At 60.6% G+C, this 18,853-nt stretch carries 16 protein-coding genes; 4 read left to right on the top strand and 12 right to left on the bottom strand.

From position 1 onward, the window contains the following. The first annotated feature begins 18 nt into the window (after positions 1–18). Positions 19–2,406 carry an efflux RND transporter permease subunit gene (locus ELX51_RS05825; protein ID WP_127752637.1) on the top strand — a complete coding sequence of 796 codons (2,388 nt, stop codon included), beginning with the start codon at positions 19–21 and terminating at the stop codon, positions 2,404–2,406. 122 nt (positions 2,407–2,528) lie between these two features. Further along, the gene (locus ELX51_RS05820; RefSeq protein ID WP_127752636.1) at positions 2,529–3,056 is read left to right on the top strand and encodes a hypothetical protein; all 528 of its coding nucleotides are present in this window, start codon (positions 2,529–2,531) and stop codon (positions 3,054–3,056) included. A gap of 67 nt (positions 3,057–3,123) precedes the next feature. On the opposite strand, the gene ELX51_RS05815 is transcribed toward ELX51_RS05820, so the two are convergent. Further along, positions 3,124–3,864, bottom strand: a complete 741-nt coding sequence (locus ELX51_RS05815; protein WP_127752635.1) for an SDR family NAD(P)-dependent oxidoreductase — start codon at positions 3,862–3,864, stop codon at positions 3,124–3,126. A gap of 143 nt (positions 3,865–4,007) precedes the next feature. Between ELX51_RS05815 and ELX51_RS05810 the strand changes: the two genes are divergently transcribed. Next, positions 4,008–4,472 (top strand): DUF2267 domain-containing protein, encoded by a 465-nt coding sequence (locus ELX51_RS05810; protein ID WP_127752634.1) that lies wholly within the window; start codon positions 4,008–4,010, stop codon positions 4,470–4,472. Here the strand turns inward: ELX51_RS05810 and bsh are convergent. The 4 genes from bsh to ELX51_RS20265 all read right to left on the bottom strand — a co-directional run bounded on the left by bsh (position 4,441) and on the right by ELX51_RS20265 (position 8,673). Then, entirely contained in the window at positions 4,441–5,415 is a 975-nt protein-coding gene (gene bsh, locus ELX51_RS05805; protein WP_127752633.1) for a choloylglycine hydrolase, read from the bottom strand. The genes ELX51_RS05810 and bsh overlap by 32 nt on opposite strands. A gap of 62 nt (positions 5,416–5,477) precedes the next feature. Beyond that, positions 5,478–6,185, bottom strand: a complete 708-nt coding sequence (locus tag ELX51_RS05800; protein WP_127752632.1) for a hypothetical protein — start codon at positions 6,183–6,185, stop codon at positions 5,478–5,480. Positions 6,186–7,127: 942 nt separating this feature from the next. Continuing rightward, the gene (locus tag ELX51_RS05790; RefSeq protein ID WP_127755185.1) at positions 7,128–8,231 is read right to left on the bottom strand and encodes an alpha-hydroxy acid oxidase; all 1,104 of its coding nucleotides are present in this window, start codon (positions 8,229–8,231) and stop codon (positions 7,128–7,130) included. Positions 8,232–8,496: 265 nt separating this feature from the next. After that, complete coding sequence (locus tag ELX51_RS20265; RefSeq protein WP_248305257.1) at positions 8,497–8,673, bottom strand: SPW repeat protein; 177 nt, start codon at positions 8,671–8,673, stop codon at positions 8,497–8,499. Positions 8,674–9,421: 748 nt separating this feature from the next. Between ELX51_RS20265 and ELX51_RS05780 the strand changes: the two genes are divergently transcribed. Beyond that, on the top strand, positions 9,422–9,811 hold the full coding sequence (locus tag ELX51_RS05780; RefSeq protein WP_127752631.1) for an ester cyclase: 390 nt from the start codon (positions 9,422–9,424) through the stop codon (positions 9,809–9,811). Positions 9,812–9,909: 98 nt separating this feature from the next. Here ELX51_RS05780 and ELX51_RS05775 read toward each other — a convergent pair whose 3' ends face one another. The 7 genes from ELX51_RS05775 to ELX51_RS05745 all read right to left on the bottom strand — a co-directional run bounded on the left by ELX51_RS05775 (position 9,910) and on the right by ELX51_RS05745 (position 18,597). After that, positions 9,910–10,398: a GNAT family N-acetyltransferase gene (locus ELX51_RS05775; RefSeq protein WP_127752630.1), complete on the bottom strand. Its 489-nt coding sequence runs from the start codon at positions 10,396–10,398 to the stop codon at positions 9,910–9,912. A 169-nt stretch (positions 10,399–10,567) separates the two neighbouring features. Further along, complete coding sequence (locus ELX51_RS05770; RefSeq protein ID WP_127752629.1) at positions 10,568–12,433, bottom strand: AAA family ATPase; 1,866 nt, start codon at positions 12,431–12,433, stop codon at positions 10,568–10,570. Between the two features lie 158 nt (positions 12,434–12,591). After that, on the bottom strand, positions 12,592–13,047 hold the full coding sequence (locus ELX51_RS05765) for a hypothetical protein (protein WP_127752628.1): 456 nt from the start codon (positions 13,045–13,047) through the stop codon (positions 12,592–12,594). Next, entirely contained in the window at positions 13,044–13,565 is a 522-nt protein-coding gene (locus ELX51_RS05760) for a hypothetical protein (protein WP_127752627.1), read from the bottom strand. The genes ELX51_RS05765 and ELX51_RS05760 overlap by 4 nt, the downstream gene beginning before the upstream one ends. A gap of 300 nt (positions 13,566–13,865) precedes the next feature. After that, positions 13,866–15,836, bottom strand: coding sequence for a hypothetical protein (locus ELX51_RS05755; protein WP_127752626.1), 1,971 nt, complete (start codon positions 15,834–15,836; stop codon positions 13,866–13,868). Then, a complete protein-coding gene (locus ELX51_RS05750) occupies positions 15,833–17,392 on the bottom strand; it encodes a site-specific integrase (protein WP_127752625.1) in 1,560 nt (519 codons plus the stop codon). Before ELX51_RS05750 ends, ELX51_RS05755 begins: the two co-directional genes overlap by 4 nt. After that, a complete protein-coding gene (locus ELX51_RS05745; RefSeq protein WP_127752624.1) occupies positions 17,389–18,597 on the bottom strand; it encodes a tyrosine-type recombinase/integrase in 1,209 nt (402 codons plus the stop codon). Before ELX51_RS05745 ends, ELX51_RS05750 begins: the two co-directional genes overlap by 4 nt. Between the last annotated feature and the right edge of the window lie 256 nt (positions 18,598–18,853).

Below are 18,853 nucleotides of genomic sequence, written 5' to 3'. Positions count from 1 at the left end.
ACGTGGAGACCGGGTGTCTTGGCCTTTTCTGCTTTGCTCCAGCGCGCCCTGGCCCGGGTGACGCATGACCGCTCCATCGGCTTTGGGCTTGAACATATCGGTTTGACCACACTGCGCTATCCGCTGGCGGTGGCACTTGCCGTGCTGGCGATTACGGCCCTGGCGTTCAGCCAAATCCCACGCGCCAATGTGGATGGGGACCTGCTGCGGGTGTTTGCCGAGTCGGGCGAGCATTACGACGCCTATCAGCGGCTGTCGGAGAATTTCGGCACCTTTGAAAACGACATCTATGTGCTGGTGACCTCGCCTCGCCTGACCGATCCGGAAGTGCTTGAGCGGGTGCGCGAGCTGGCCTTCGACATGGAGCTGAGCGAATACGCAGTGGGCACGATGTCGCCCTTTACGCTGCGCAAGCCTGATGGCGGCGGCGGCTCGGTGCCGGCAGTGCCTGAAGGGATGACTGATCCGGCGGAGGTTGCGGCGGCGCTGAGTGAGCTGCAGCAGAACGACCCGATGATGCGCAACCTGATCACACCCGATTTGTCGGGCGTGGTGCTGATCATGTTCCCCAACCGCGATGCGGTGCAGGAAAACGGGGAAAAGGCGATGATCGCCTCCCTGCGCGAAACCATCGCCCTTTACCAGGACGCAGACATCCAGGTGGAGTTGACCGGCCCGCCGGTCTGGACCACGGAAATGCTGAACGCGGCGGTTAGCGACCAGCTCAAGTTCACCGTCTGGGGCTTTGGGCTGGGGTCGCTGATCGCGCTCCTCGCGCTGCGCTCGCTGCCGGGCGCCATTCTCGTTGCCGCGACGCCGTTTGTGGCAGTGATGTGGACGATGGGAATCATCCTGCTGTTTTTCGGCTCGTTCTCGTTCCTCACCATCCTGGTGACGACGCTGGTGTTGGTGATCTCGTTCGCCGAATCCATGTTCTTCGTTTTTAACTGGCTAGCCTTTTGGCGCGACGACGGGATGGAGCCCAACAAGGCGGTGGATGCCACGGTCAAGCTGGTGGGGCCGGCCGCGGCGTTGACCATGCTGACAACACTGGTGAGCTTTGCGTCGTTGTCGCTGACCCCAGGCCAGGGCGTGCGCGAGTTTTCGATCGCGGGGGCGATCGGCTCGTTCCTGCTGTTTGTGTGCCTGATGACCTTCATGCCGCTAATGCTCAAGCTATCGCTGCGGCTCGGTTTCAAGGCACCTAAGCGATCGAGCCTGGTGCTGACGGCTCCCCTGCCCCTGAGCTGGTTTCTCGCCCGGCGCTATGGGCGACTGGTTTCAATCGTCGCCATCGCGGTCACGCTCGTCCTGTTCGTCCCCTACTTCCTGATCAAGCCGCATTTCGCCTTCGAGGATTTCACCGCGCGCGAATCCAGCGCGATCACTGCGGCGCAGCAGATCGACCAGGGTGTGGGCGGGGTGGCGCCGCTTTATGTGCGGGTGCCGCTGCAGCAGAACGATCCCAATGTCGCGCCCGAGGATTTCGAGACGATCCGGCGCGTGCACGAGATCATGGAAGCCCACCTAGGGGAGAACAAGGTCATCTCCGCCGCCAGCCTGACCAATTACACCGAAGCGGGCTTTACGCGCGAAGAGGTGTTTGAGGCCGTGGGCCCGTTCATGAAGCGGCGCTTCATCAATGACGACGGCTCCCAGGCGCTGGTGACCGGGTTCATGCCGACGATCCTTGATTCGGATTCGCTCAAGGACCTCGTCACCGATGTGACGGCGGAACTGCGGACGGCGGGGATCGAGGGCGCTGAAATCGGCGGGTTCCGGGTGATGACGACCTTTGCCACCGACCAGATCGTGAGCGGGCTGCAGCTCGACCTGACGTTGTCGGTGCTGGTCAATCTGGGGCTGATCGGCTTTGCCTTCCAGAGCTTCCGGGTGGCGCTGGCTTCGGCCATTCCCAACCTCTTTCCCGTGCTGGGAACGGAGGCGTGGCTGTATTTCTCGGGCGCCGGGCTGCAACTGACCACGGTGATTGCGCTGACCATCGCCTTTGGCATCGCGGTGGACGACACCGTGCATTTCCTGTCGCATTATCTGCATGCGCGACGAGAGGAAGGCATGGAGCACCTGGCGGCGGTCAAGCACACGCTGGACCGGATCGGCGGCGCCATCGTCGCGACGACGATCATCCTCTGCGCCGGGGTGGTGATCGTGACCTTTTCGGAGCTGCCGCAGGTAGCGCTGTTCGGCAAGCTGTTCGTATCGACGCTGGCCTTTGCCGTGATCGGGGATCTGTTCATCCTGCCGGCCTTGCTGGCCGCGGGCGGCAAGTTCTTTCACCCGCTGGGCAAGATCAAGGTGCGCATGGCCGATCATGAATCGACGCCCGATGATCCGAGCGGAGAAGCGGCTTCCCGCGGCGCGGCGCCGTCCTCGATCGTTTCGTAGCTGGCTCGCTGGCGTGGGATCTGGGTTGTTCACATTGTCGCGAATTTTGCCGCGCGGCAGCAGGGTTTTGCTAAGCTCGGGCGCTGTGGCCGGGGGGCAGTTTTTCCATTCGGAGGGTTAGGATGAACTATTTCGGGCCTGTGGCGCGTGCCCTGGCATTCGCGGGTCTTGCCTTGTCTGGCGTTGTTGGTGCGGCGCCGGCCTTTGCTGCGCCGGCCGATGTGGCCCTGCTCCAATCCTATATCGGGGATTGGCGCGGCCGCGGCACGCTGACCGGGGATCGCTCGGAAACCGTGGTGTGCCGGCTCAAGGTCAGCACGGGCAATAGCGACAAGGTCAATTATAGCGGGCGCTGCACGCTGGCCGGCAAGGTGCTCTCGATCAATGGCACGCTCGCCTATGTGGACGCGCAGCGGCGGTTCGAGGCGGCGATGACCTCCAACGCCGCTTTTTCGGGCATTGCCGTGGGGCAAAAGCGCGGCAAGGGATTGCTGTTCAACCTGCGCGAACGCGACCAGGACGAAGAAGGCAAGGAATACGATATCTCGGCCGATATTGCGCTCGACCAGGACGAGATCACGGTGGGCTTCAACGTGGTTTATGTTGAAACTGGCGAAAGCATCCGCGCCAATGTGCCGTTCAGCAAATAGTCTTTGAGCCCAAAGGATGACTGCAAGGGGCGGCCGGGTGGTCGCCCTTTTCGTATGTGCGCCGGCGTCATTGGGCGGTGTAGCCACCATCCAGCGCGTAAACCGCGCCAGTGGCGAAGGCGCTGCGCGGGGATAGCAGGAAGAGGATGAACTCGGCGACTTCCTCGGGCTCGGCCAGCCGCCCCATCGGGTGGCTTTGGCGGAACAGGGTCAGCGCATCTTCGCCGGCGGCGAGCACTTTGGGCGTGGCCACATAGCCGGGTGCGACGGCGTTGACGCGAATGCCGATGTTGGCGAGCTCCAGAGCAGCGCTGCGAGTAAGACCCACGACGCCGTGCTTGGCTGCAGTATAGGCAGCCATGCCGGGAATGCCGACCACGCCATTAGCCGAGGACAGGTTGACAATGGCCCCAGTGCCAGCCGCCGCAAGCGCCGGTACCTGGTATTTGAGGCAATGGAACATGCCGGTGAGATCGGTGGCGATGACTTCGGCCCAAACCGTCGGATCGTAATCGGCAATGGGGGTTGGCGCGGGTCCGGTGATGCCGACACAGTTGACGCAAAGCTCGAGGCGGCCGAACGCCGCCACGGCCTGCGCCACCATGCGCTCGACGGCAGCGGGGTCCCGCACGTCGCAGGGCGCGGCAACGATGCCCGGCAGTTCGCGCTGCAGGCGCTGTGCTTGTTCGAGCGTGTGCACGCCGACAAACACCCGCGCTCCCGCCCCGTGCAGGGCCCGAGCCGTCGCTTCCCCGATGCCCGAGCCAGCCCCGGTGACCAGGGCGGTTTTATCCACAAACTCACTCATCTCCGTGCCTCCTGATTGATTGCTGCTGGCGGTTTACGGGCCGCGCGGGACAAGTCTTGTCAGGAGGGCGCGAATTGGCGCCGCCAGCGTGCGCGCGCGGCCAAGTGGTGGCAGATTGGTGATCGGCTGAGAGGAGGATGCGGATGACGGTGCCGAACGAATACCGGCGGGCTTCGGCTGAGTTCGATGCGTTGCTGGCCGCGATTGCCGAGGAAGCGGGACTGGCGACGCGCCACCAGGCCTATACCACGCTCCAAGGGGTGTTGCTGGCGTTTCGGCGGCGACTGACGGCTCAGGAGGGCATCAGCTTCGTGCAGATCCTGCCGCCCATGCTGCGGGCGCTGTTTGTGATGGACTGGGACCCCCTCGCCGCTCCCGCTCCGGTGCTGGACCGCGCGGCATGGCGCCGGGAGGTACGGGAGTTGCGGCCCAACCATAATATCTCGCCCCCGAGCGCGATCGAGGATGTGGCGACGGTGCTGTGGCGCAGCACGGATCAATCGAGCTTTGCCGAGTGCCTCGACAAGCTGCCCCCATTCGCCCGGGAGTTCTGGGCGCCGGCCGGCAGCCGAGACCTCAGTTCTGCATCTGGATCTGCTGGCCCTTGATCAGCGGATAGGCGGCCAGCGCGGAGCCGTCGAGGTCCTCCTTGCGCATGTCGACCCCGGTGACCTGGCTGTTCTCGTAGGTCGTGTAGTAATAGATGCCCTTGTCGGTGTTGCAGCACGACGAGTAGATGGTGATCTCGTATTTGCCGTTGCCGACGTCAACGCAGCCGCGCTGCTGGGCCACCGACTCCAAGATCTTGAAGAACTGGCTGATCGATTCCGACTCGGAGTCGCCCGAAATTGCGTTCAGCTTGGTGAAGGCGGCCTTGACGAAGCGGGAGGACGAAGACAGATCGCCGGGCAATCCAATGGCGCCCATGCCGCGGCTGTAGACGTCGAAGCTGAGCTGGTCCGAGAAATGCTGCTCGGGCGGGTTGCGCGACAGGTGCATGAAGTTGTTGAGGTTGAAGGACTGGATGTCAAAGGTCGGGTTATTGGTGAGCACGCCGATGGGGTTGTCGTAGACCTTCAGGCCGTCGCGCACCGACTCCACAGTGATGGACTTGTTGCGGTCCGAGATGATCCAGTGCAGTGGCGAGAGCGGGAAGGCCTCGCTGAACGAAATGTCCACGAGGTTGAACGCGCGCAGCTCTTGCCTGACCTGGTCCACCGTTTCGAACTTGCCCAGGATCCAGGGGATGAACTCGAAGGGCGTGATATTGGTCTGGCCGGGGGCTTCGGGCTTGTAATCGGCATTACCGGGGAAATTGAGCCCCGCCATGCTGAGCCCCTTCTCGTTGGTCGCGTCGTAGTACAGCGGATAGCCATCCGAGATGGTCGCCATGCCGATGATGGCGTGGTGCGTGTCGAGCCTGGGCATTCTGCGGAACTCGAAGGGGAAGTTGCGCGGCGTAACCGTGACGGTCTCGTTATAGGAGAACTCCAGATCGAGATTGCGGCCGAAATAATGGTCTTTGGTGGTGTAGTTGGCGCCGGTGCACATCTGCCGATCTCCCGTTCTGCCGACCGCGACGGGCCTGCAGTGCCTGTAAATAGATCAAAGGCTTACTGGTGTTTCTCAAACTCGGCCTGGAATGCCGTGCGGGCATTGTGCAGGCCATCGACGAATTGCTGCCAGGAAGCGTCGGTCGCGGCGCCCAGCCGGTCGAGTTGTTCGCGACTTTCCTGCAGCCGGGCTTCCAGCGCTGCCTTGCGCGCGTCGAGCCCGGCCTTGGCGCCTGCAGCCGCATTGGCCACCGATTGGTCGAGGTCCTCGATTTCCTGCCTGAAGGCGGCTTCCTGCGCCTCGGCCCGCGCGATGAATACGGCGCGGCGAAGTTCGTGATCAGCCTTGGCGGCGTCATAATAGGCGGCCAGATCGGTCTCGAAGTCGTCCCAATGGGTGGCGAGCGCACTGCCCAGCCGCTCGGTTTCCTCGCGAGTCCTGGCGTCCGTGGTGGCCAGCGCCTCCTCGAGCGAGCGCTGATAATCCTCCCGCACGGCGCGCAGCTTGTCGAGTTCCGCTTCGGCCTTGGTGCGCGCGTCGCCCGCGAGTTGTTCGGTGTTTTGCTCCAGAACGGTGATGGCGGCATCCATCTCCTGCAAATGGGCTTGCGCCCAGCGGATGGCGCGGTGCGCTCCATCGGGCTCCTCAGGCGCGGCTTGCGTGGTGGCGGGGGTGGCATTGTCCTGCCCCACCGCCAGCGGGGACAGGGTTAGCGAGCCCGCAAGGACGGTCACGAGCAGAGCTGCAGATGCCTTGGACGTCAACATGGTGGTTCCTTCCGGTCAGGGCTCTTGCGTGCAAACAGAGATCGGCAGCTCGGTGCCACCGCGCCAAAGTCTGGGCGACTCTTGGATGGTGCGGGCATGCACGCCTTATTTCACCGTGAAACTAGCCCGTCGCGGGTGCCGCAAATTGAGCAAAGTCAATAATGGGGCTGTTTCCCAGGGCCGCGCTGTCGCTTCATGCCTTTGAAGTCGGAAAGGCTATACGGCAAAAAAAATGGGCCGCCGAAGCGACCCACTTTCCTGGTTTTTATAGAGACGTCGAGCCTCAGAACGGTAGTGCCGGGCAACAAATGCAACTGTGTGTGTTAGTGCGTTGGCAAAGCACATGCATTTTCGGCCCTCGAGATGATCGTGTGTAAAGAATCAGGAATTCAGGTTCGTCTAGGTTCGCCGACAGGTTCCTGAACCGCAAGGACAATCCTTCCCAACCTTTGTCACAAAGCCTGGGAGATCGTCGGCTCGGCTCGGCTGGGCTGGTGGGGTGCGGCCGGCAAAGCAGGCGATTGGCGTTGGTGAGGTGACGTAATCGTCGCGATGTCACGCCCTGATCCAAGGTGGTAAGGTACGAAGTAGACATCAAGTGAGCCCGGCGCCCTGCAGCAACCCGGCAGCCGCAAGAACGAGGGACCCTGTGCATACCGATGTCACGAACTTGGCCTGTTTCGCCCATTGACGCAGGAAGTTCAGCGTCTCAGCGTCGTCCATCAAAGCCAGTTGCCCTGGGCCGCCCGGAACAAACAGAATGTCAGTAGGCGGTGCATCGTGGAGGCGTGAGTGGCAACAGGCGAAGACCTGAGGCGTCCACAATCGCCATGCGTTCCTTCCAAACCAAATCGATTGAAAGCCCAGGTACGCGAGCGAAGACTTCAAAGGGGCCGGTCAGGTCAAGTTGTGTCAGGCGGGGCGACCGATCTGTCACTAAGTTCACGACAGGTCTACGAGCGGAAATGCGCTCAAGGCGCCTGGTATCGTGACCGGGACTGCCGGATGCAGATAAGACCGATCCAGCTCTCCAATGGTTGAAACACCAAGCAGGGCCATGGAACGGAGCATTTCGTCTTCCATTAGCTCAAGCATGCGAGTAATTGCGGCCTCACCTCCCGCAGCGAGGGCATAGCATTGCATGCGACCAAGGCCCACTAGGTTCGCACCGATCGCGAGGGCTTTTAGGATATCTGACCCGCGACAGAAACCGCCATCGACCATCACCTTTGCGCGGCCGGCTACGGCATCAATGATTTCAGGCAAGGCATCCATCGTACCTCTGCCATGGTCGAGCTGGCGGCCACCATGGTTCGAAACGTATATCCAGTCCACGCCATGATCGACCGCGATACGAGCATCTTCGACCGTGGCAATGCCTTTGAGCGCGAGTGGAATGTCGTAGGTGTCCTTGATCAACTTGACGGTTCGCCAGTCGAGGCCGGCCTGATAGGCCTGACCTTGCCACTTTCCCAATCCAGCCGTGCGATAGCGGTTGGCTATGTCTCGATCACGACGAGCGAGAACCGCGCTATCGACAGTCAGGCAGACTAGGGCACAATCGCATGCGAGCGCGCGACCAATATACTCATGCACGAAAACATCATCACCTCTGACATAGAGCTGCGCCATTCGCAGAGCTGAGGGAGCCGCCTTGGCAACGGTCTCAAGCGGTGTGCATCCCGAGCTGAGCATGTGGCCGATGCCGAAAGCTTGAGCGGCCGATACAACAGTTGCTCCTCCGCCAGAGTCGAATAAGCTCAACGGACCAGTAGGTGCGAGAAACACAGGCAGTCGAAGCTTGCGGCCGAAATGCTCGACGGAAAGATCTACGGTGCCGACGTTGCGTAACACACGCGGTTTGAAGGCGATGGAATCTATGGCCAGACGGTTGCGTTTGAGGGTTGTTTCCGTTTCCGCCCCACCTGTGAGGCTATCCCATTTTTCTTTCAGCAGAACCTGGTGAGCCTTCCCCACGATCTCGTGCAGGCTCTCGAATTCGCTTGATGCGGAAGCAGCACCTACAACTTCATCTCCTGCGCTCATCACGCCTCCTGGGCGGTTGATTTCGCTATATTCCCGGTCAAAGCGACAGTTCTGCCCCCCGATCTCAACAGATATGATCCATGAAAAACGGCCACCTGCAAGGTTCGCTTTCAAAGCCGAGGACCGGCATCTTGGGGGTGGGTTGCTGATAGTCCGCTTTTAGATCGTCGGACACAAAAGCGGACGGTCACCGATGCCCTGTCGTTTGGTACAAACATGCCAATGGACGAGGTCCCCAGTCCGGGGGACCTCGCCAGCGTGAAGCTCAAGCCCGAACAGTGTTCTCGACGGGGCTGTGACGCGCGGTCAGCAGCGAGATGACGATATACGAAAGGCCGACCAGCACGTGTGGCCACCAGACCCGATCGGCAAAGCCGAATAGCCAGGGTGAAGCGAGCAACAGAAGGCCGGAAGCCACATCAATGATGATGTGGGTGGTCATAGGCACAATTTTGACAAGGCCCAGCTCATGGCGCGTGATCATGCCGAGACCAAGCGTTGCCACGCCGATAATGATGGGTACCCATTGAGCTGCTGTTCCATCAGCGAAGCCTAGAATGAATGGGGCAAGGATCAGGACAATGCCGACGAGTTAGTCGATGACGCCGTGGACGCGAGTCGGGATCATGGTGGTTACTCCGGTTGTTTAGTTTCAACCGAAGAAGGCGAAGCGGGGTTCCCTCAGGTGACAGCTGTCGCTTTTCACCGCCGCACCGCCTAGCTGCCCGTTCTGCACACCGCCTGAACGTTTTACGCCGTACCGTCGTTTCAGCACCGTTTGGCAAACCGCAGGAACGTTCTGCCAGCTCGTTCCCGTCTAATAGGCTTGGAGGTGAGAGCACATTGAAGGATCGGAGAACGTTGCTGCTGTGATCTGCATTTCGGACATCGAGAACCGTTGCTCCTGTCAAAGCAAGAGGTACCCCAAGCCAAGGGCGACGAAAACAGGCGGCTTACCGATGCTTTAGCAGGGGCCCGACGCTCGCTAGGGCAACGAATACCTATCCAAGAGCTGTTCCCTGCAACATGTGCCGATGCTTTCGGGCTGAGGCCGGGTAGGCTGCTTTAAAACCCTTATCTGGAAAGTGGCCAATGGTCGCTAGGCAGCATCGAACTACAAGCCGGCCGTGTAATCGCCGGCGGAATGACGAACCGAGAGGCCGGCGGTTAGATCAATGTGTGGAGTGAACATGGACCGAGACGAGCAGCTTGCATTGTACCATCGATACCTTGAGCGCTGTAACCAGCATCTATTTGCCGAGCTCGGTGAGTTCGTCGCCAAAGACGTGCGAGGATCAACCGAAGGCCTGGTGAACTATGTCACCGGCTGTTTCGATGTGGTCGCAGCGTTTCCCGATTACCGCTGGAGTTTACAACACGCCGTTGCCGACGGAGACTGGCTTGCTGCTCGCCTGATTGGCACCGGCACCCAGAGCGGCACTTTCCGCGGTATAGCGCCCACCGGGAGGGTGATCAGCACACAGGAGCTGGTGATGTATCGCTTCGTAAAGGGTAAAATCACGGAGTGCTGGGGAGACCTCCATACCACAGTCCGGGACGAGTTGGTGTCAGGGGCCTAGATGGGGTGGGATGCGGACAGGTAGGTTTCGGCTCAGGCAGCCACAGAAGCTGACACTCTACAACCTACGGCAGAATGCGTGTCCGAGTTGAATAACAATCAAACGGGCTTGGCCAGCATAGGCAAGACGAGGCCCCATTGAGTTTCTTGCGCGGCTCCCACCGCTTCGAAACCCACCTTCTTGTAGGCCGCTATCGCGCGAAGATTATCGGGATGAGGGTCAGTGGCAATGACTGGAACCCCCTCGGCAAAAAGAGTTCGCATCCGCAGCGAGATGAATGCTGAGCCATGCCCCATCCCCAGCATTTCGGGATCACCAATAAATTGGTCAATACCCCGTGCCCCCCGTGGGAGGTACGAAAACGGGTGATCTTCCCATGCATGGACGGAGTAATCCTGCATGTAGGCGAAGGGGCGATCTCCGTTCAGGACGATCCATCGTGACACCCTTAGGTCAGCTAAGTCAGCCTCGTTATAAGGTTCGCGGTCCCACCACTCGCGAACATGAGGGTTCGCCTGCCAACTTGCCAGCATCGCGAGATCATCAGGCATCACAGCCCGGAAGCTATGGTTGTGGGTCGTATTCATGCAGTCAAATTACCAGAGCCATCTGCCGACCGAAACTGGGCGCAGCGTCCGCCTCCCGCAGATCAAGTTTGAAAGCGTAAAGTCCGAAAAGGGGTCGGTTCCTGCCGGGATGCCCACATTCTGGATTTGTAATGGGCCGTCCAACGGCCGAAATGGGGCAAGCAGGCAATCAGGCAACGGTACTTGCCAGACGCCCTGATAACCCTGTCTCCCGCCTCGAGGCCATTGGCGGCGCCATGATCGCCTCCTGTAGTACCGGCAGGTCTCCGACCAACATCACCTGCTCTGTGGCACGGGTGACCGCCGTATAAACCAGGGTACGGTCCAAGACCCGGCTCCGCTGGATCGGCACGATCACCCGTCGAAACTGCGATCCCTGGGATTTGTGGACGGTCATGGCGTAGGCCAGCTGAAGGTCGGCGAGGTCGCGGCCGCTGAAGACGTGCCGCCGGCCGTCGATATCGCACTCGACGCCATCCCCGAGCGACACAACCGTTCCCAGCGAACCATTGCGCAAGTCCCGACGGTAATCGTTCTTGAGGAACATGATCGGCTCACCAACGGCGTACCCGGAGACCACCCGGCGGCCGCGGGCCACAAAATCATGCAATCTGCCGTTCAGCCCGTGCACTCCGGCGTCGCCGGCCTTCACGGCGGAAAGGATGCGGAGGTCGTCGCCGATACCGCCAAGATCGGCAGCAATGTCGGTGATGATGTCCGCCATCTGGCTCTTCGGCGCCTGGACGAAGCTCACTCCCTGGCCGGGGCCCCTGAACTGGTCGAACTCCGGCATCGACCCGGCCCGGATCACACGCGACACCGCCGGTATGCCGTTGTCGCTGGTCTGGCGGTAGATTCGCCTCAGCTCGACCTTGGTCATTTCAGGTGTCTCGGCCAGGACGTGGAAGGTCAGACCAAATCCGATCGGCGGCAACTGCCCGGGATCGCCGACCAACATCAGGCGGGCGCCCTCCGGCAATGCGCGCAAAAGCCGGTAGAGCGTCGGCAAGTCGAGCATCGAGCTCTCATCGACCACCACCAGGCTCTCGGGTCCCAAGGCGATCTGGCGGGCCTCGCAGCCCTTCAGGAAGGCCGCGATGGTCATTGCCGGACGTCCGGTCGACTGGCTGATGCGCACGGCTGCACGGCCAGCCAGCGCCGCCATATGCGTTACCCGGCCGAATGTCTCACAGGCCGCGGCCACAGCATTCAGCACAGTGGTCTTGCCGACACCGGCGCCGCCCAGCACGAGCGAGAACCGACTGCGCACGCCGAGATGCACCGCATCGCGCTGGTCTTCGTCGAGGACCAGGCCCCGGGCCCGTGTCCACCCGTCGAGAAACTGGTCGACCTCTTCGGCCGACACCTCTCGGGCGATCAGATCATCCATCTCCGGAGGCGCCGCCATGGCGGCAATGCGGTCCGCCACATAGGCCTCCATCATGGCGGCGCCGGCGGGCTGGTACCCCGATCCGGATTTGACTGCCGCGCCAAGCTCCGCCGCGAGATCGATCGCGCGCAGGGCATCATGCTCCTCCACACCGAGAATTGCCTTTGTACCGGCAGCTAAGTCGTCTGCCGACATCCACGTGTGGGCCTTGTCCAGACGCAGGTAAAGGACGCCTTCGACGGCCGCGACCTGCCGGCGAGGATCATTAGGATCGATCCCCAGCTTCGCCGCCGCGGCGTCTACGGTCGGAAAGGCCGCCAAAGCCATCATCGCGTAAGGATCTGCGTGGAGCCGCTCGGTGGCGGTGTCGCCCCACAAGTCGACCACCTTGCCGGCGAGATGAGGGTCGAAGCCGAGCTCGGCGAGCCAGACGACGACATCGCCTTTGGCAAGGTTCCGGCGCCATGCGGCGACCAGCGTGTCTGCCGCTTCCTGGCCCACGATAGGCGCGAACGGTCCGGGGTCGCCGTCCGCCAGCATCTTGGGCAGCTCGCTACCGAACTTTTCCGCGAGCTTGCCGGCTTTGGCGTATCCGATACCGATGAATTCGGGATCGGTGGCTAGGTGCTTAACGATGACGCTCAATGCACCAGCGTTCGACCCGACTGCATTCGACGATACCGCCGTGCTCGCTTCGGCAAGAGGTTCCCGCACCACTCCGCGCTGAAGCGCGGACCGGGTCACCTCTTGCCTATCGCTGCGCGCGGCAGTCCCGCCAATGGCAGGTCGGCTCCGAGGGACGGTCACGGCTTTCCGATCTCTCCAAGGGACGGCCCGGAAAGAAAGGGAGCACGGACGCCGCGACCGGTGGAGATGACGTGCTCTTCGATATGCCGGTATCGCCGCAGTTGTTCACGCAAGCCGGACACTTCGGCCCGGGCCGCGGCGAGCTGCTGCTCGAGTTGACGGATGCGGTTGTCGCGCTTGTCTGCCGTTGGCTTGTCTTCGCGATCGACGACGACGTCCGTACCCGACCCAGCGATCGGATGTCGGGCAATGAAGTCTTCGAGCAAGGATGCCGCCGCAGGGTTCTTGTAGAGCACCTGACGGTCGAACGAACAGGCGATGGCGATAGCAGACATGTTGGGTTTGCCGCCGCGCACCGGCAAGCCTATGCCTGCGGTCTCCAAGCCCGACAGATACTCTGCAAGCCGACTGGCATTGTTGGCGCCGATGTCCGCCCCGGAAAGTGCGTTCAATCCAGGCCTCTGCGATGCATCTTCTTCTTGAGGGGTTGCTCGAGCTGGTCCGGCGGCTTCCCTACTGCAGCGTTATGCGTCATGAAGGCAATGCGCTGCCGGTACTGCTGGATCTGCTCGATTAGCTGGGCATTCTCGATCTTGAGGGCGTCTCGCTCTCGGCGCAAGACGACGATCTCAGGATCCCGGTTTCGCGCTGGGTTTTTCTTGACGCGCTCGACCTCGATCGCCAATTCCGTCCGTCGCTCGAGATAGGCTTTCTTGATTGCAGGCCGGCGGGAGAGGCCTTGGCGGGTCCAACCGCCCAGACCTGATTTTTTTCCTTCCGGATCGGCGACAGCGAGTTCACGCTCCACCTTTTCGACAATGAGTTCCCACGTTATTGGAGCAGCAGGCCAATTGCGCACGATCTGCACGATCGTCCTCATGTCGTAGTCGGTGATGCGCCGGCGCCCGGCGACCCGTAGCTTCGGTCCCTCGGCGTTGCGCAACGCTACTTTCGACATCGGCTTGGCCAAGGATCGGCTCCCACTTCTATGGGATGCATAGAGCGATACCTTTAACGAAGGTCTGACCCGAATGGATTGCAGGACGGATTCCAGCATGAATTCACGTACCTTAAGGATAGCCGATGCCGTCCCCGAAGATCACTCAACGAGCCTGGCAGCGCATGCCGACACGACGGGGGCAACCGCCGCCCACCGACATCGTGACTTCACTATGAGCCGCCTGCAACGTAAGTGATTGTCATTAAAAGGCAATTTCTGTAAGGCTTGCCGAATTCCGGGAATGCCTGGGAATACAGTGGATAGAATATTTTACCTGCCACTCGTCCGTTCTACCGGTTCGGCCGCCTGCTGACCCAAATGCACCAGTGTGCCGTCTGGGATGGACTGATCTTCGTGCACCGCCAACACAGCTTTCAGATCATTACGCTGTCGCACGTGCGCGTCCAACCATCGGTTCGCACCATAGGTCCCGTCTTCAGCCTCCACCACCGACACCGCAATCAGACCTTCGACATCGGCAAGCAGATCAATCGCCGCCTGCTTCTGGAGTTCGTTTCCCTTGTCGATCAGGTGCTCACCGCAGCTCGCGCAATCCCCATGCACCGGGCACGGAGCGAGCCCCCAATCATGAGAGCATAGACCGAGATCGGTGACGTGCGCGGTCGCGAGCTGCGTTGCCAGGAAGTCCTTGCGGTCGGCCGGCGGCAAGCCTTCGCCGACTTGGATGAGGTGGCCATGGACCCGACCGCTGTCGGCCATCGCTCGAACCTGTTCGGCCAGCTGGCGCCCGGTCATATGATCGTATGCCGCGTTCTGTGCCATGTCCTTCCGTCCCGACCAGCGCGCGATCAGCTCCTGGCTCATCCCGCCTTCCTGCGCCAGGGTGTTGAGCCAGTGCCGAAACTGATGCGACGTCACCCTGATCGGCGACCCGTCGGATTCGAACATGCCGAAGCGTTCGAACACATTCCTCACCCCGGCGCTGCCGACTATGAAGTTCGAGATCATCGCGTCGGTCAGGTGTCGGACCGTTCCGGGAAGGGCTCCACGCTGCGCGTGCATGCCGTTTTCTCGGATCAGGAAGAGGTACTTGTGAGCGGGATATTCTCCTTGAGCGATCGGGCTCTCGCGCAGGAGCGCTTTGATGATGTCGCCTGCCTTCGCAGCCACTTCCCCCCGAGGCCCTCCGGTCTTGAAGATAGGAACGCTGCGATCTCCAAAAAACTGAGATTTGAGGCCCGTGATGGCTTCAAATTCCTTGGTTTTGATCAACCGTTCCGGATCTCGGTGCAGCTCGGGAATATTGATGGAGTCAGGGTTATCCAGCATCCATAGGGCATCGTCCCGCACCGGCTGGGTGATCCTGGTGATGTCAGCGACAGCTCGGCGAGCAACGTCGACCATTCCGGTCGGTATCCACTTGATAGTCCAGCTGAAGCCTTTCTCCGCCTTGTAGCGGATGCCGTACCGGACGCCCGGTGAACCGTCGTCGTTTTCGGATGGCCGGCCGTGCTTCAGTGTTGCCTCCTCCACCTCGCAATCGAGAGGCAGGTTAAGCAACTCGTTGATACGCCATCCCCCACAGACCAGAAGCTCGATGGCGCGCATGCGGAGGATGTCACGATCTTCCGCGACCAGATTAGCTATTGTCGGAAGCGCATCCAGCGCCGCCTGCGTGGGCAGGCGTTTGGTACGGGTCGCCACCGCTTCATCGCTCACACGGTCCTGACTATGAGGGCGGCGGATGGTATTGGACCAGTCGATGCGAACACGCGCCAGGTTGTATTGCGAGACGATCGTCGCCACGTGAGCCAAGGCCTTGCCGGTGCCGTACGCCGTCAAAGGTGACAACTGTTCCAGTGCTCGCCGGGCGGCTGCATCGAAATGATCTGCGATCAGGTATGTGGGGTCATAGCCGAACTGCTCCAACTCCGGGAGCAGGTACCGGCAAGCGCGGATTAAGACGCGATGGTTCTCGATCGCCGTCGGCGTCCATGTCTCCCGCATCCTGACCACAGCTTTGACGAACGCGCCGAACGGTTCCGGGAATGGTACCGGAGCGCCGGCACCCTTGCCACCGCCATTGGTCAGGAAGTGCAAACCCTCTGATACCTTACCGGCCGTCACACGCTTTTTGGTGCGAAGAGCGACGGCTTCCCACACCGCTTCTTGGAAGACGACAGGACCGAATGCGCCACTTTGCCGGGCTTTGTCGATGAATGCGGTTAGATTTGTACGGGCATCCCGCTCGCGAGCTGACGGAAGGATGATGACATTCATTTGCCAGCCTCCCTGGTCGCTTCCTCAATTCGGTTGATGACATCGGCGATCGCCAGGATGGTGCTGTCGGCGATCGACACCATACGGGCGTCCATACCAGCCTTCTGCTTGCGCTCACGATCTTTGAGAAGATCATCGAGCAGCAGGTGGTGAGGTGCGTCCATCCAAGGCTGGAAGTCTTTGCAGGTGTAACAGGCGATCGGGGCCATCAGGCGACAGAACGAGAATGAGCCGCAGCTGCCGACTTCGCGTATGGCGTTCCGCTCCTTGTCGATCGTCGCCACCTTACTGGTGGGATCGGTGCCACGCGTGGCCTGGTCCGAGCCCTGGACCACCTTTCCCATAAAGGCTTGAGCGAGCGGCCCCAGCGTCATCGCCATCGCCTTGTCGAGATTGTCGACGATATCGGACTTGATGTCGAAGTAGACCTGGACGTTCTGCAGGTCACTGTGGTCGAGCAGATCCGCCACTTCGCGCTTGGAAACACCTTCGCGCACCAGGCGAGTGGCGAAGGTATAGCGCAGGCGCCGAGTGGTCACCTTGAGCGGCCGCCCGGTGCGGTGAGAGATAACGCTAAGTTTGTCGACGGCACTGGCTATGAGGCGGGTGAACTCCGGTGGGGTCATATGGGTAGCGTAGTCAGCCATCGGCCCGTCTTCGATCGAGTGCCTCACGGCAGGCCGAGGAAACATCGGGCGGATCTTCTCACGCACGTGCTTCGAGCTCTTCCGCATTCGTGCGTTGTGATGAATGAGACGAAGGACGCTCGCAGCAATCTGAGTGTTCAGCGGCCGCCTACGGAAGCCGGCCCTAAGGCCGAGGCCCGCCTTTTTCATGCGCGGTACGTCCATGTGAAAAAACGCCGGCTTTCCCCCATCGTCTTTGAAGATTTTGAGGTCTTCCTCACGCAAGGTCGACATCTGCACGGAGTTTGGTCCCAGGGCGATCGACAGCCACAAGGCGGCCGCTTCATCTGGATTGAGCGACCCTGAGTCCTCGGCCGCCTTAAGCGCGTTCAATAGGCCCGTGATTTCCAGATCGGTAAGAGGACCAGCTTCTGGGTCTGCCGACAGGACAGCACGCCCCTTTTCGTTGCCGCCAATCCGCATTTGGTTGGCTTCGAAGGCGACTTCAGCCGAAAAATTGGGGTAACCCCAATCCGCCGCCCAATTGTAAAATTGGCGGACGTAGTGGGTACGCCATGTGTCATTTGCATCTGCCAGCAGCAATTCGGTGAAGGCGACCAGCGGAATGACATCGTCGGACTCATCAGCATCCACGAATGCTGGGCTGCGATCCAATGTCTGGATGGCGTGGAAGGTATTGAAGGCAGATACTGGGGCCTGTGTGGCCACGACAGACTTCATGAACCCGATCGCTGCATCCAAAATGGAGGGCGACGTAAAGGGTACACCCGCCCAATTGAGCACGTGGTTGCCGACACTGTTCAAGCGCCACTTTTGGGTGGTTGCATCGACCGGCAGATTGTCCAGGTCGTAGATGACGCCCTGAGAGCGATACCCGGCATGGGCCTGCTTGCTGTTGGGGTTCATCATGGCGCAAACCCTCCGCGCACACTACGATCTTGCATTGCCATCGACGCCCGGGCGGCATCTTCACGCGTGCTACGATTGGTGTACTTCTCGCCCTGGTCCGACGTTTTTGCCCAGCCGAACATGTAGTTGCGATTGCGTTTGGTGGTCGCTTCATCCCACCCCTGCTCCTTTGCAAATGCGGTAAAGCGGTCATTCGCATTGTGGCGGGTATGGTGGACCGTGAAGTCAGGCGGCAATCCAGGGACTTTGGTCCTCATCAGCAGGAACATGTCGTTGACGGTGTTCATCGACAACGGCCGGCCCGTCCGAGAGAGAAAGAGGTAGGGCGACCGTTTTGCTAGCGGGTAATTCTTGGATCTGTCAGCCAACCATTTTTTGGTAGCCGAGACGAGAACTGACCCCATCGCCAGGTCGCGCGCATAGGTCTTGAACCTTGGCTCCCTCGACCGGGGATCTTCGATTTCGTCCTTGCGGTCGCGCAGCATTAGGATGGGGTGGGTGCCGTGCAATGCAAGATCTTCGCCCTTGATCTTCAAGGGCTCTCCTCGCCGCAATCCAAACTCATGATAGTATAGCAAGAGGCAGTAGTTCCGGATTTGGTAGGGCGGCTTGAAAGGGTTCGTCAGGCTGCCCGGAACTATCGCGTCCAAGAATATCTGCTGGATCTCGTCCGACAGCCCATTTCGCTCCCTGATGCGTGCCGCCGGCAAGTCGCTCGTCATTAGGCGTTGAAAATCATCCAGGCGACGACGGGCCTCGAGAACGCGGTGCACACCGCTGGCAGGAATGCGCTGGATCACTCGCTGGACGTGCCAGGCCACATAATCTCGAACGGCGATAACGCGATTGGTATAATGCGAGGCGCTGACGAGTTCCTGGTCGCGACGCTGCCCGTTGCCGGTGTGCATGCGCAGGGCTTCTTTCAGGGCGTGAATTTCCTCGACCAGAAAGAGGTCACAGGTCCCGATGCGCTGCTCGATATCCAGGTTGCTATCGACTGCCCAGTTCAGAAGCATCGTGACCGCCTGCATCTGCTTGAGCATGGTGTTCGGCGACAGCCCATGCGAGCGCAGGTTAATGGTGATATAGATCGAGGCCGGCTCGTAGATGATACCGTGCGGCGGTCCTTCAACAATGACGATGCGCTCGCCTGTGGACGGGAACGTGAACGGCTGGGCGGTGAACCGGATCGGCCTTGACTGCATGCGCGGAACTCAAATGGAAAACTCCCATTCAGGCTCTCACGAGTGCATGGCTTGGTCTAATTGCAATGCTAAAACACATTGATGATGGCTGAATCTGCTTTGGATTCAACCGCTTGCGCCGATTTAGTTTACACTCGGCGGATATCGGGTTCTAGATCCAGAATTAGTTTACAAAAATGGCCACTCGAAAGCGGCCATTTCCTGATAGATATCAATGTGTTGTGGCGGCTTGATTTACACCCGCCGGATACCGGGC

This window comes from Devosia sp. 1566, from assembly GCF_004005995.1.
Taxonomy (GTDB): domain Bacteria; phylum Pseudomonadota; class Alphaproteobacteria; order Rhizobiales; family Devosiaceae; genus Devosia.
This window is presented reverse-complemented; position numbering and strand designations above follow the sequence as displayed.